Here is a 13298-nt window from a genome sequence, read left to right on the forward strand (position 1 = left end):
GGGGTGCCTGAATGGAGAGACAGGAAATGGAAGGAAAGCAGCGCGGGAAGGTGCTTCTGGTTACCCATGTCAGCGGCTTCGTTCCGCAGTTTGAGATGAACAACGTCCGGATTTTACAGAGCATGGGATATGAAGTTCATTATGCTTCGAATTTTAATACGCCGTCCTATGGGACGGATAATCACCGTCTGGATGGAACGGGGATTATCTGCCATCAGATTGATTTTGTGCGGAGTCCGTTTGACAAGCGGAATTTTCAGGTGTATCGTCAGATGGTTGAGCTGATGCGCAGGGAAGATTTTTCGCTGGTGCACTGCCACACGCCGATGGGAGGGGTGATGGCGCGTCTGGCGGCACATGTGACGGGGACAGGCCCGGTGATTTATACGGCCCATGGATTCCATTTTTTTAAAGGGGCGTCATGGAAGAACTGGCTGTTTTATTATCCGATGGAAAAGTTTTTATCGAGGTATACGGATCAGCAGATCTGTATTAACCGGGAGGATTATGAACTGGCGAAGCGGAAATTCCATGCGAAGTATGTAGATTATGTGCCGGGAGTGGGGATAGATCGTTCTCAATTTCGCCTTCCTGGGGATAAAGAAAGGCAGAGGAAGAGAGAAAGGCTGGGGGTGCGGCCTGATCAGGTGGTGCTTCTGACATCCGGGGAGATGATACCCAGGAAGAATCAGGAAGTTCTGTTCCGGATGCTTGCCAGAATGAAGGATGAGCCGCATCGTAGTGCATATGAAAAGCTGCACCTGCTTTTGTGCGGACATGGAGAATTGAACGAGCATCTTCATGGGTTGGCGGACAGGCTTGGAATTGCAGATCATATATCGTTTTTAGGATACAGGGAAGATATGCTGGAGATCTTTGGAGCTTCGGATATCTTCCTTTTTCCATCCTTTCAGGAGGGATTGCCTAGGGCGATGCTGGAGGCCATGGCAAGTGGCCTTCCGGTGATTTGTTCGGAGATCCGGGGCAATACGGATCTGATGGGAGATAGATGGACCGAGTCAGAAAATCAGAGAATGAAGCTATGCCCGGGCGGAATCATGCTGAATCATTTTCAGGATGCGGATGTCTGGGCGGAAGCTCTTCGGGATATGCTTTCTAGGAGGAGCAGCTGGAAAGAGATGGGAGAAGCCTGTATCATGCGAAGTAGGGAGTTTGGCCTAGATGTGGTGGAAAAGAAGATGAGGGAGATCTATGAACGTTTTACAGAAAAGGAATAGAAGTATACCGGATGGAAATGAGACGGCAGCGGTCTTATTTTTTTTGCTTTTTATATTTTTGAAACAATTTTATTTATTCCCTTCAGGGGGGATGGAGGCGGCGGATGTATGTCTGTTCGCCTCTTTTTTTATGCTGTTATGTGACTGTATGAGAAGAAGACCGGAGCGGCTCTTGCAGCTGAAGACCGAAAGCCTGTTTTATGGGTTTCTGGCATCGGTTGTGGTGATTAATACATATTATGGAATTCGCCTGGGACGTGGTGAATTTTTTAGGTATACCTGCTTTTGGATCTTCAATGCCTGTGCTATTTGGAGTTTCTGCTATCTGACGGAGTATGGCGGAAAAGCTTTTTTGACCGGGATTAATCGTGTGGTAAAAGTGAATATCGGAGTGCAGCTGCTGATATATCTGTCGGGTCATGGACGCATATTTCGTGAATACTGGGGAGCGATTCGCTATCAGGGAACCTTTAATGATCCGAACCAACTGGCATTTTTCCTGTTTATGATGATATTGCTTTTGTATCTGTACCGGTGCCGGTTTGGGGATCGGAGCTTTCCTGTGTTCTATGTGCTGGCCTTGCCGGTGCTCGCAGCATCGAAGTCTACGGGAATCTTATTGGGATTTTTTGTATTTACTATTTTGGCTGTTTTGTATGAACTGTATCGAATTGGATGCAAAAAGGGTGTATCAGTGAAGGTATGGATCTTGGGAATCTGTATGGGAGTGCTTATATTTGGTTTGTTTTTATGGTGGATATGGCCTGCAGCGGATTTTGATGTGAAGACGGTGGATTATAATATGCTGACACGGATTCAAGAGAAGATATGGAAGGTTGCTCATGGTGGCCTGTTGGGACTTTTTCTGGATCGTGGAATGGAGAAGCTGGTACTGTACCCTCAGTATCTTTTGTATGGAGCTGGAGAGGGCGGTTTTGACCGATTTACATTGGCAAGTCAGGTGAATGAGATTCATTGCTGCCTGTTCAGTGTGATGTTTTGCTATGGTTTAATTCCGACTAGTTGTTTGTTGGTCTGGCTTGGACGCAAGCTGCGACGCATAGATGCGGCTATGACCTGCGCTGTGATTGGACTTCTGGCGGAGAGTTTTTTCCTTGTGAATTACCGGCAGCCGATGTTTTGGATGATACTCTTGTATGGGAGTGTGGCAGGCGGATGTAGAGGCGGGGACGTATGAAAAAAATGAAACATATAATTAGTTGTAAAATTTCTGGAAGTTCACATTAGCAATAAACTTAAAATAACTCAAAAACTTTACTTTTAACATCAGCTAAGTTAAAATGAAAGAAATTGAGTTAAGGGGGAATGGGAAATATGCTTACAAGCGTATTCGGGATTTCTATAAAATATGAAGCATGGAATCATCAGGATTCTTTGCCTGTTTATATTGCAGGGAGTTATAATTTTCACACAGCATATATTGGAAACAGACGCTGTATAATGCTTACTCCGACAGAAGAACTTGCCACACTTCCGGCATTGAAAAAACAGATTACAAAAATACAGCAGATTGATAATGTACCAGTCGTATTTGAACTTGCGTCGGTATCTAATTATCGAAGAAAAAGCCTTATAGAAAATAATATACCGTTTATTACTGATAAGCAGGTCTTTCTTCCTTTCATCGGGACAATGCTTTCTGATGAGAAAGAACCCCAAAAGCTGACAGGTAAGTTTGTTTGCTCAACACAGCAGTTGTTTTTGTTTTATCTGTATAGTAAGAAAAAACGATTGTATATTTCAGAAGCCGGAAAAGTGCTTCCATTTACAGCAATGACCTTGACCAGAGCAGTAAAGCAGTTGGAAGCGACGGATTTGTTTCTTGTAGCAAAAGACGGTGTCAACAAGTTTATTGAGTCAAAATATAACAGAGATGAATTATTTGAAAAAGCAAAAGTATATTTGACAACACCTGTCCGCAAAGCAGGATATATAGATAAGACGCAAGTTACAGAAAATATGGTCTTTGCAGGGGGGACGGCACTTTCTGAAAAAACAATGCTAAATCCAAGCCGAGTTGCTACCTATGCAATCAGTGAGAGGGATTATGATAAAACTTTGCTGACCGATGAATTGATAGACCCGGATAAGCAGGTAAGACTTGAATTATGGGCATACAACCCGAAACAATTTTCAGAGGATAACAGTGCTGACGATATTTCCATTGTTTTATCTTTTGGAGATACAAACGATGAGAGAATTGAAGAAGCAGTAGATGAATTGCAGGAAAGAAGGTTGAAGGAGTAATGGTCAGCGGATTTACAAAATTTAAGGAAAGATTTCAGGGTTTTGAAAATCAATATGTTATCATCGGCGGGACAGCTTGTGATTTGATTATGGAAAATGAAGAATTACCGTTTCGTGCTACAAAAGATGTAGATATTGTATTGATTGTCGAATCCATAACAGCGGAGTTCGGTAGGCAGTTCTGGGAGTATGTCAAGGAAGCAGGATATGAGCATTTGAATAAAAGTACCGGAAATACACAGTTTTATCGTTTCACATCTCCGAAAAGCAAAGAATATCCATATATGATAGAAATATTTTCCAGAAATCCGGATTTTGTTATATTGGAAGATGATGCAGTTCTCACACCGCTTCCGATAGACGATGAAATCTCCAGCTTGTCGGCAATCCTTTTAAATGAAGCGTATTATGAATTGCTAAAAACCGGACAATTGATGGTTGATGGCATTCCGGTATTAAGTCCGACTTGTCTGATACCATTTAAGGCGAAAGCGTGGCTGGATTTAAAGGAACGCAAGCTGAATGGAGAGCAGGTTGACAGCAAAAATATAAAGAAACATAAAAATGATGTGTTCCGATTAGCACAGTTAATCACAGCCAATACAAGGCAAGTTCTCAGTCCGGAAATAGCAGAGGATATGAAAAAGTTCTTATCTGAAATAGCTGATGAAACAGTGGATTTAAAGTCCTTGGGTATAAGAGGAACAGATAAGAAGAAAATGACAGATATGTTGTACCAGTGTTATGGGTTGAAGGATAATACATAGTAAAAGTGTTCTTGAAGATTTTGGACTCGCCCTGAGAGGGGAGGGTGCGGACATTTTCTTGGACAGGTTAAACAGCCAATCCAAGTCTACGTCTGTACTCCATAGGACTCATGTATCCTAATGGAGTATTAATAAGGTATTGTGTCCAAATTGAGAGTTTGTTTTGGGGAATGCTTGAAGCTGACGGGATATTCTTGTTTAAATTGTCGTTGTATGTTATAAATAAATCACAAGTATAACAACACGTAACAAGGAGAAAACCAACATGTACGATTATTTAATAGTAGGCGCCGGTCTCTACGGTGCCGTATTCGCCCATGAGGCGAAGAAAGCGGGCAAGAAGGTTCTGGTGATTGACCGCCGCCCGAATATTGCAGGAAATGTGTATACAGAGCCGATGGAGGGCATCCAGGTTCACAAGTATGGCGCGCATATTTTCCACACGAATAATAAGGAAGTCTGGAATTATGTAAATCAGTTCACGGAGTTTAACCGTTTTACGAACTCTCCGGTGGCGAATTACCACGGCGAGCTGTATTCCCTGCCGTTTAATATGTACACCTTCAACAAGATGTGGGGTGTCGTGACTCCGCAGGAGGCAGCGGCGAAGATCGAGGAACAGCGCAAGGCAGCAGGCATCACGGAGCCGAAGAACTTGGAGGAGCAGGCGATCAGCCTGGTTGGTACGGATATTTATGAGAAGCTGATCAAGGGCTATACCCAGAAGCAGTGGGGAAGAGAGTGCAAGGATCTTCCGTCCTTCATCATCAAGCGTCTTCCGGTTCGTCTGACTTTTGACAACAACTATTTTAACGCCCTGTATCAGGGAATTCCGGTGGGCGGCTATACGAAGATGGTTGCCAATATGCTGGACGGCATCGAGGTTCGCCTGGAAGAGGATTATTTTGAGAATAAGGCTGATTGGGATGCGATGGCAAAGAAGGTAGTTTACACCGGCGCGATCGATGCGTATTTTGAGTATTCGCTGGGCGTTCTGGAGTATCGTTCTGTGCGCTTTGATACCGAAGTGCTGGATATCCCGAATTTCCAGGGCAATGCGGCAGTGAACTATACAGATGCGGAGACTCCGTGGACGCGTATTATCGAGCATAAATGGTTTGAGTTTGGTAAGGATGCCGATGGCAATGATCTGCCGAAGACGGTCATCAGCCGTGAGTACAGTTCGGAGTGGAAGTTAGGCGATGAGCCGTACTATCCGGTCAATGATGCGAAGAATGGTGCTCTGTATGAGAAGTACAAAGAGCTGGCCAAGAAGGAAGAGAAGGTAATCTTTGGCGGCCGTCTGGGCGAGTATAAGTATTATGATATGGATGCGGTGATTGCTTCGGCGTTGGAGCTGGTGAAGAAGGAGCTGTAGGAGAATTTTTGATTTTTATCCGGATCGGCGGATGGTTTCGGAATCATGAAATGGATGGGAAGCTATCTGCTGATTCAGATAAAATGGTGAAATGAAAATTGCAAATTTTTAAATTGCTAAAAAATTGTAATTTCGCTTGAATCTTACGGACTATAATGTTATATTATATATAAAGGATGCCACCGATAGACGGTTTGGTTCCCTAGTGATTAAGACAAGAAAATAGCCGCAATCGTGTCAGGATGGGCGGCTATTTTTTTGCGCTTTTTTCTACATCTTTGCCAAGTGAATATCCGGCTTTGAAGCAAGTTGCGCCGAAACTCAAAATCGCTAGTACAATTCCAATGATTTCCATATGGCATCCCTCCTCTCAGGTAGATTCCCTTGCAGGTATCTATGTAATCAGAGGGTACGCAGCCCTCTGAAAGAGGACCAAGCCGCCTACCGTGTTATGGTGGCATCCATAGATTGATTGTATCACATTTCTTTTAAATTCGAAAGTTTTTTTGCACTGTTTAAATATAAAAATGCACATATTATTTTTGCGTGGGCATCAATTTCTCCAAATCCTCCATCATTCTCCCCAAATCCCGTTCCACCACCTCATACACCAGCACATCCGGCTTATTTTCGTTCAAAAATTCCGGCTCAAATACCTGCCAATGGTAAAAATCGGTATACGCAAAGTATTTCGGCAGTCCTGCCAGCAGGGCGGTGCCGAAGGAGTCACGGTAGATCGCGATGCGGCGCGGGTCGGGCGCCTGGTCGGCTGAGATGTGGGCGATGCTGCCATCGTCGGTGGCACTGTCGTAGTGGATGGTTACATTGTTTCGGTAACCGGATACATCTGCTTTGGTATCGTCGCACATGGATTCTGGCATGTGGAACAGGTTAGCCAGATCGCCCGGATCGCGCGGCTCATAGGTGACAGTGACGTTTTCGATCGGCGTGGAGGTGCCGCCAGCGGCATCGATGATCTGCCCGGAGACGAGAAATCCGGCAGCATCGTTCCAGTGGGTGTCGGTTTTGAAATACCACTGATAGTCCCGGCGGTTTTTGAGCTCCGTGTATGGATTGACAACTGGGACATTTGTGTGTATTTCCAGATAATCGAGCAGTTCACTGCGGCGGGTAGGTCCGTCCGGTGCGGTGAAGCCATCCGGGAGGAATTCGCTGTATACGCCTTCTTTATTGGGAGCACACAGGAAGATAAATTCGGTGCCTTTTTCTTTCCAGGCGTCGTGGACGGTCTGGAGTTTGTATGCCAGCATCTGGAGTTCCCCGGCGGAAAAACGGTTGGTGCCGAGGAAGTCCTCGACAGAGCTTCCGAGCGTGTAAAAGTACCAGCCATCTTTTCCGGTGATGACGTCCTGCGAGTCTCCAAACTGAAATAAGGAGAGGTTTAAGCGAGCGTTCAGGCTTAAGAAGCGGTTGCGGAACGCCGCGTGGTCGTTGATCCAGTCTTCAACACCGGATGGAAAGGTATCGATGGTTTCCAGCGACAGAGTTGGAAATGCCGCCAGACTGCGGTTTTCACCGGTGCCCTCATCGGCTGTGGTTTTCAGGATAGGAAACAGCAGGTTGGGGGAGAGGATGCAGGCGAAGAAGACTGCGATCATGATATGAGTGCGTTTCATAGGATAAAGTCCTCAATTCATAAATTTTTATTCATTTCTTGAATTTTCCGTAGTGTTTATGGTTTCATTGATAGCATTTTCGGAAGATTCGCCGTTTACCTCTTTTTGAATAGTAGCTTCTTCCGGTATATTTGTTTTTTTCAGTTCATCGTCCTTTTTCGGCTTTTCAGCCGCTTCGGAAGCATCGGTTTCTTCTATTATTCCTGCGTCCTCAACCGCCTTCTCCGTCGTTTTCTCCACCAAATCAAACGCCACCTGTGCCTTAAACAGATCCCCATCGATATACAAACTAAACTGCCCTTTCTGCAGTTCTGTCAGATCTTTGGCGATCGATAGTCCCAGTCCGCTTCCCTCGGTGGTGCGGGCGACGTCGCCGCGCACGAAACGTTCGGTCAGCTCGTCAGCACGGATGTTGAGCGGATTGGCAGATATATTTTTGATGGTGAAGACTGCCTGGCCAGCAATACCGGTTTCTGCATTCCCGGGAACGCGGGCGAGGTCTACGTAGACGCGGCTGCCCTCCATCGCATATTTGCAGACGTTGTTGTACAGGTTTTCAAGTACGCGCCACAGGCGGCGTCCATCGGCGCGGATCATCAGCGGTTCCCGCGGGGCATTGATGATGAGCTGCAGATGTCTGGCATCCAGTTTTTCTTCAAATTCGCCGTTGGTCTGAAATGCCATCTGGACGAGGTCAATGTCGGTAAATTCAAGCTTCACATTGCCGGAGCTTGCCTTGGATGCCTCGACGAGGTCTTCAATCAGTGTTTTGAGACGCTGTGATTTCTGGTCGAGCACATCAAGATAGGCGTTGATCCGCGCATCTTCAATATGTTCCCGTTTCATTAGGTTTACATAATTTATAATCGAGGTCAGCGGCGTTTTGATGTCGTGTGAAACGTTGGTAATCAGGTTGGTTTTGAGGCGTTCGCTCTTCATTTTCTCCTGAAGGGCGGTTTCAAGACCGGAACTGATGTTGTTGAGTCCCTCTGCCAGCGTGAGCTCCGGACCGTCAAATTCATCGAGATCAAGCTGATAGCTGGTCTCCCCGGCGGAGAGCTGGCGGACGGCATCGCGGATGGATTCCTGTTCGCTTGCCTGCCGGAACAGTATGTAAAAGATCCACAGGTTAAACAGCAGAAATACCAGCACAGTCAGACCTGTCAGCAGGTAAACAACGTATAAATTTGCATACACGCGGTCCCAGAAATACCAGGCAAGGCTGATAAGCGCTGTGTTGATTGCAAGATAGAGAACAAATCCGATGCCTAGGCGGCTGCGGAAGTTCTGCCGTGTTTTGAGGATCAACATTTTCTTCTGAATCCGGCAGATCAGGCTGGAGGTCCACAGGGTACCGGCGCGGTAGCGGCGCAGGAGGCTGAAAAAGAGCAGCAGTCCGCCCAGATACAGGACCAGCGCCTGCAGGCTGTGATCGGAGAAGTACCAATACTGCGATGGAATGACCAGATGCAGGATGCGGATGAGAATCAGGTCGCTTACAACCAGGGCGATCGCGGTCATGGCGGCAAAAAAGACGATGCCGGTTTCAGTGCCGCTCTTGTCGAAGCCGTGCAGCGTCACGTCGAAGCTGCGGTAACTCTGGTAGCCGGACACCCGGAACAGAAACAGGAAGCTTAAAAGCAGTCCGATCGTTGCAAAGATTGTCAGTGCAAATCCGGTCAGATACAGGTGCTGCCGGTGCAGGTATGCGGTATGCGTGCGCGCGTAAAGGTCAGTGACTGGATAATTTGTATCGATTCCGATCAGCAGATAATAGTCGCTGCCGGTGTACGGGTTATTGGATGCCAGTGCGGAAATGCTGCTGAGCGGGATCGCTTTCATGTTGGTGTCGTAGAAAACGGAATTGCCCGGCAGGTACGCGTAGCGCCCGTATTCCTTGACATTTTCCGGTGTCAGGGAATCGGTGTTTGTAAACTGGGTTGTTTCGCTCTGATCCGAATCTGGCTCCGTGTACTGGATTTTAAAATGCAGGTTGGATGGATTGGCGACGAAACGGTTATACACTGTGTAATAACGATGCAGTGTGTCCATGATCTCGACCGCCGCATCCTCCAATGTGCTGCGCTTCCGGCTGGCAGAACGGTAGCTGTAGATCCGCTGCGGCTCTTGAACCGACCATTCGACGTAGCCTTCGCGGCTCTTGACGCCGTCTGCCGGTTCAGAAACCTTCTGGCAGTTAAAGTCGTCGTCGAGCTGGTACCCCATGGATTCCAGATAGGAAATCAGGGAGGACAGGGAGAAATTTTCGGTCTCGCTTGGTCCAAAGGTCATTTTGAGCATCCGGCGCGAGAGGTCGATCGAGCTGTCGGCACCGAAGACGTCCTGATATTCCATATATAGGAAGATATCGTTCAGATCGTTATTAAATTGTGTGTTAAATTCCGCGGTGTCCTCATAAGGAACCGAGCCAATGCCGGTCAGCCCCAGCCCGAAATTTCCATTGATATACATGAGGCTGATACCGATGAGTCCCAGAATCAGGAAAAACAGATGCGCGAGGCTGGCGATCCATTTCTGGATCTGCATCGGAATATGTGAGAGTTTTGTCATAAATTTTGCAACTCCTAACTTCTGTTAGATGGATGATTCACATTTTTACTGCTTCTCAATTTTATATCCAACACCCCAGACAACCTTCAGATAGCGCGGCTCCCTCGGGTTAATTTCGATCTTTTCGCGGATATGGCGGATATGAACCGCAACTGTATTGTCCGCGCCGATCGCCTCCTCATTCCAGATCGCCTCGTAGATCTGGTCGATGGAGAAGACTTTTCCGGCGTTTTTAACGAGCAGAAGCAGGATGTTGTACTCGATCGGTGTCAGCTTGATGAGTTCGCCGTCCACGGTTACTTCCTTATTTTCATCGTTGATCTGCAAGCCGCCGCATTTGAATACGTGGTTGCCCATCTGATTGTTCATATTTCCCAGCTGCGTGTAGCGGCGGAGCTGAGATTTCACGCGGGCGACCAGTTCCAGTGGGTTAAAGGGCTTCGTGATATAATCATCTGCCCCGATATTTAAGCCCAGAATCTTGTCCGCATCCTCAGACTTCGCGGAAAGAATAATGATCGGGATGCTGCTGGTTTCACGCACCTTCAGCGTCGTCCGGATGCCATCTAACCCTGGCATCATAACGTCCAGAATCATCAAATTCACGGTGTGCGTTTTTAAAAGTTCCAGTGCCTCCGCGCCGTCATATGCCTTGATAACCTCAAATCCCTCACCGGTTAAGTATATGTCAATCGCTTCCACGATCTGTTTGTCATCGTCACATACAAGAATACTCTGCATAGCAACTCCTCCTTTTAATAGGGTAATATATAGATAATATAGTATACAAATTTCTGTATAGATACAATAAAGATACCTATGTCTTATAATTATACAACGAAAAAGGAAACCGCGGTATCCTAATTTTTATGTATTTCAAGTGATGCGTATTTCAGGAGAAGAGCCGCTCCCAATCTGTAGGAAACATCACTCGCGCCGGCACTTAGCGAGGTTTTTTCGAGCTTAGTGTCCGCTGCAGCGAGTGCAAGAGCGAGAGCGTTTTCCGGAAGATTGGGAGCGGCTCTTCTCTGTCCGGGTTGCGTCTTCTCACCAGAATCCTGCCGTTCATTTACAAGTTATCCTTGACAAACCCCAGATTCTCCGCTACACTCTAAATTAATTTGAATATCAAACCATTTGAAATTAAAACTATCTTTTATAGAAGAAGCGGAGTTAAACGAGAAAATGACAGCTAGAATCATTGGAATCGGCGCGTATGCGCCGGAGCAGGTTGTGACGAATCAGGATTTGACGAAATTTCTTGATACAAATGATGCCTGGATCCGGGAACGGACGGGTATTGGAGCCAGACATGTCTCGACGAGCGAGGGAACCTCGGCGTTGGCGACAGAGGCGGCGAAGCGCGCGATCGCGGACGCGGGCATTTCTCCGGAGGAGATTGAAATCGTGATCGTGGCGACTTCTTCCCCGGATCGGGCGTTCCCGAGTGCGGCGGCGGATGTACAGGGAGCCATCGGGGCGAAACATGCGGTGGCGTTTGACATCACGGCGGCATGTTCCGGATTTATTTACGCCTTACATATTGTGCAGGGATTTATTCAGACGGGCATCTACAAGACAGCGCTGATCATCGGTGCGGAGACACTGAGCAAGGTGTTAGACTGGACGGACCGCAGTTCCTGCATCCTGTTTGGCGATGGCGCGGGCGCGGCGGTTGTCCGGGCGGACGAGACGGGTGTGGTGAAGACGCTGGTCGGCAGCGACGGAACGAAGAACGATGTTCTGTACTGCCAGGCGAGAAGTCTTGAAAACTGCCTGACGGGCGGCAAGCCGGAGCTTGGTTTTATGCAGATGGACGGTCAGGAAGTCTTCAAGTTTGCGGTGAAGAAGGTACCGGAGATTGTGAATGCGATTCTGGAGGAGACCGGAACGGACCGCGAGGCGGTACAGCATTATCTGCTGCATCAGGCGAATATCCGGATTCTGGAAGCGGCGTCGCGCCGTCTGAAGGTTCCGATGGACAAGATTCCGGTCAATATCGAGCGTTACGGCAATACGTCGGCGGCTTCGATTCCGATTCTCCTGGATGAAATGCACCGGAACGGACGCTTAAAACGCGGCGATACGCTGGTGATGGCAGGTTTTGGCGCGGGTCTTACCTGGGGCGCGGCATTGATGACCTGGTAGGTGCCTGGAGAGGCAAAAAAATATATAGCAAAACTAATGTACATTATCCCATTTTTTGATAAAATATAAGAACAGTGATTGCATTTTTGCGGTCACAAAAAGAAAATTCATTTAAAAAGGAGATTGAAACGATGTTAGAGAAAATGAAAGAAATTATTGCAGAGCAGCTGAGCGTAGACGCAGATTCCATTACCGAGGCTTCCTCTTTCAAGGATGATCTGGGTGCTGATTCTCTGGATCTGTTTGAGCTGGTTATGGCTCTGGAGGACGAGTACTCCGTAGAGATCCCGGCTGAGGATCTGCAGAACCTGGCAACTGTAGGCGATGTTATGAACTACTTAAAAGAAAAAGGTGTAGAGGCATAATGAAAACAAAGATCACAGAAATGTTGGGGATTGAATACCCGATTATTCAGGGCGGCATGGCATGGGTGGCAGAACATCATCTGGCAGCAGCCGTTTCTGAAGCTGGCGGTCTGGGCTTAATTGGCGGCGCCAATGCACCAGGTGAGGTTGTCCGCGAGGAGATCCGCAAGGCGAGAGAGCTGACAAAGAAGCCGTTTGGTGTCAATGTCATGCTGATGAGCCCGTATGCGGATGACGTGGCAAAGGTAGTTGTGGAAGAAGGCATCAAGGTCGTAACGACCGGCGCCGGTATTCCAGGCAAATACATGGGCATGTGGAAGGAAGCCGGCATTAAGGTAATTCCGGTTGTCGCTTCGGTTGCACAGGCACGTCTGATGGAGAAGAGCGGCGCAGATGCAGTCGTTGCAGAAGGCATGGAGTCCGGCGGACACATTGGCGAGGCGACGACGATGACGCTCGTTCCGCAGGTGGTTGATGCGGTTTCGATTCCGGTGATTGCAGCTGGAGGTATCGCAGATGGACGCGGCATTGCGGCGGCATTTATGCTGGGCGCAGAGGCGGTCCAGATGGGAACCCGCTTCGTCGTATCGAAGGAATCCATCGTAAGCCAGGCTTACAAGGACAGAGTCATCAAGGCGAAAGACATTGATTCGACCGTAACCGGTATGAGTCACGGACATCCGATCCGCTGTCTTAGAAATAAGATGACGAGAGAGTATCTGAAGCTGGAAAAAGAGGGACGCCCGTTCGAGGAACTGGAGTATTTAACACTTGGAACGCTTCGGAAGGCAGTCATGGAAGGTGACGTGGACAACGGAACCGTGATGGCTGGACAGATTGCAGGTATGGTGAAGAAAGAGCAGACCTGTAAGGAAATGATTGAAGAAATGATGGCCCAGGCGGAGACGCTTTTGGGCAGAAAGTAG

The 13298-nt window shown here is 47.6% G+C and carries 11 protein-coding genes; 8 read left to right on the forward strand and 3 right to left on the reverse strand.

The features are described 5' to 3' along the window. Positions 1-11: 11 nt before the first annotated feature. From DW720_RS01025 to glf, 5 genes are all read left to right on the forward strand, one after another. Positions 12-1238 (forward strand): glycosyltransferase family 4 protein, encoded by a 1227-nt coding sequence (locus DW720_RS01025; protein ID WP_118742773.1) that lies wholly within the window; start codon positions 12-14, stop codon positions 1236-1238. 148 nt (positions 1239-1386) lie between these two features. Continuing rightward, positions 1387-2436, forward strand: a complete 1050-nt coding sequence (locus DW720_RS01030; protein ID WP_147355499.1) for a hypothetical protein — start codon at positions 1387-1389, stop codon at positions 2434-2436. 137 nt (positions 2437-2573) lie between these two features. Beyond that, positions 2574-3506 carry a MarR family transcriptional regulator gene (locus DW720_RS01035; protein ID WP_118468890.1) on the forward strand — a complete coding sequence of 311 codons (933 nt, stop codon included), beginning with the start codon at positions 2574-2576 and terminating at the stop codon, positions 3504-3506. Continuing rightward, complete coding sequence (locus DW720_RS01040) at positions 3506-4273, forward strand: hypothetical protein (protein ID WP_118468888.1); 768 nt, start codon at positions 3506-3508, stop codon at positions 4271-4273. Before DW720_RS01035 ends, DW720_RS01040 begins: the two co-directional genes overlap by 1 nt. A 265-nt stretch (positions 4274-4538) precedes the next feature. Next, entirely contained in the window at positions 4539-5651 is a 1113-nt protein-coding gene (gene glf / locus DW720_RS01045; RefSeq protein WP_117796542.1) for a UDP-galactopyranose mutase, read from the forward strand. 536 nt (positions 5652-6187) lie between these two features. Here the strand turns inward: glf and DW720_RS01050 are convergent. Genes DW720_RS01050 through DW720_RS01060 form a run of 3 tightly spaced genes read right to left on the reverse strand, consistent with a single transcriptional unit; the run spans position 6188 to position 10600 of the window. Next, positions 6188-7288: an alginate O-acetyltransferase gene (locus DW720_RS01050; RefSeq protein ID WP_118742775.1), complete on the reverse strand. Its 1101-nt coding sequence runs from the start codon at positions 7286-7288 to the stop codon at positions 6188-6190. 27 nt (positions 7289-7315) lie between these two features. Beyond that, entirely contained in the window at positions 7316-9859 is a 2544-nt protein-coding gene (locus DW720_RS01055) for a HAMP domain-containing sensor histidine kinase (RefSeq protein ID WP_118742776.1), read from the reverse strand. Between the two features lie 45 nt (positions 9860-9904). After that, the gene (locus DW720_RS01060; RefSeq protein ID WP_022360531.1) at positions 9905-10600 is read right to left on the reverse strand and encodes a response regulator transcription factor; all 696 of its coding nucleotides are present in this window, start codon (positions 10598-10600) and stop codon (positions 9905-9907) included. Positions 10601-11044: 444 nt separating this feature from the next. On the opposite strand from DW720_RS01060, the gene DW720_RS01065 reads away from it, so the two are divergent. The 3 genes from DW720_RS01065 (at position 11045) to fabK (ending at position 13298) form a co-directional block, all read left to right on the forward strand. Next, positions 11045-12007 carry a beta-ketoacyl-ACP synthase III gene (locus tag DW720_RS01065; RefSeq protein WP_118749155.1) on the forward strand — a complete coding sequence of 321 codons (963 nt, stop codon included), beginning with the start codon at positions 11045-11047 and terminating at the stop codon, positions 12005-12007. Between the two features lie 131 nt (positions 12008-12138). After that, positions 12139-12372 (forward strand): acyl carrier protein, encoded by a 234-nt coding sequence (gene acpP, locus DW720_RS01070; protein ID WP_022360533.1) that lies wholly within the window; start codon positions 12139-12141, stop codon positions 12370-12372. Beyond that, on the forward strand, positions 12372-13298 hold the full coding sequence (fabK, locus tag DW720_RS01075) for an enoyl-[acyl-carrier-protein] reductase FabK (protein WP_118749156.1): 927 nt from the start codon (positions 12372-12374) through the stop codon (positions 13296-13298). The genes acpP and fabK overlap by 1 nt, the downstream gene beginning before the upstream one ends.

The organism is Clostridium sp. AM27-28 (genome assembly GCF_003480955.1).
Taxonomy (GTDB): domain Bacteria; phylum Bacillota; class Clostridia; order Lachnospirales; family Lachnospiraceae; genus Otoolea; species Otoolea fessa.

Excerpts from the sequence above, each read along its gene's own strand:
- DW720_RS01025 (WP_118742773.1), top strand. The coding sequence starts at position 12 with ATGGAGAGACAGGAAATGGAAGGAAAGCAGCGCGGGAAGGTGCTTCTG.
- DW720_RS01030 (WP_147355499.1), top strand. The coding sequence starts at position 1,387 with ATGAGAAGAAGACCGGAGCGGCTCTTGCAGCTGAAGACCGAAAGCCTG.
- DW720_RS01035 (WP_118468890.1), top strand. The coding sequence starts at position 2,574 with ATGCTTACAAGCGTATTCGGGATTTCTATAAAATATGAAGCATGGAAT.
- DW720_RS01040 (WP_118468888.1), top strand. The coding sequence starts at position 3,506 with ATGGTCAGCGGATTTACAAAATTTAAGGAAAGATTTCAGGGTTTTGAA.
- glf (WP_117796542.1), top strand. The coding sequence starts at position 4,539 with ATGTACGATTATTTAATAGTAGGCGCCGGTCTCTACGGTGCCGTATTC.
- DW720_RS01050 (WP_118742775.1), bottom strand. The coding sequence starts at position 7,288 with ATGAAACGCACTCATATCATGATCGCAGTCTTCTTCGCCTGCATCCTC.
- DW720_RS01055 (WP_118742776.1), bottom strand. The coding sequence starts at position 9,859 with ATGACAAAACTCTCACATATTCCGATGCAGATCCAGAAATGGATCGCC.
- DW720_RS01060 (WP_022360531.1), bottom strand. The coding sequence starts at position 10,600 with ATGCAGAGTATTCTTGTATGTGACGATGACAAACAGATCGTGGAAGCG.
- DW720_RS01065 (WP_118749155.1), top strand. The coding sequence starts at position 11,045 with ATGACAGCTAGAATCATTGGAATCGGCGCGTATGCGCCGGAGCAGGTT.
- acpP (WP_022360533.1), top strand. The coding sequence starts at position 12,139 with ATGTTAGAGAAAATGAAAGAAATTATTGCAGAGCAGCTGAGCGTAGAC.
- fabK (WP_118749156.1), top strand. The coding sequence starts at position 12,372 with ATGAAAACAAAGATCACAGAAATGTTGGGGATTGAATACCCGATTATT.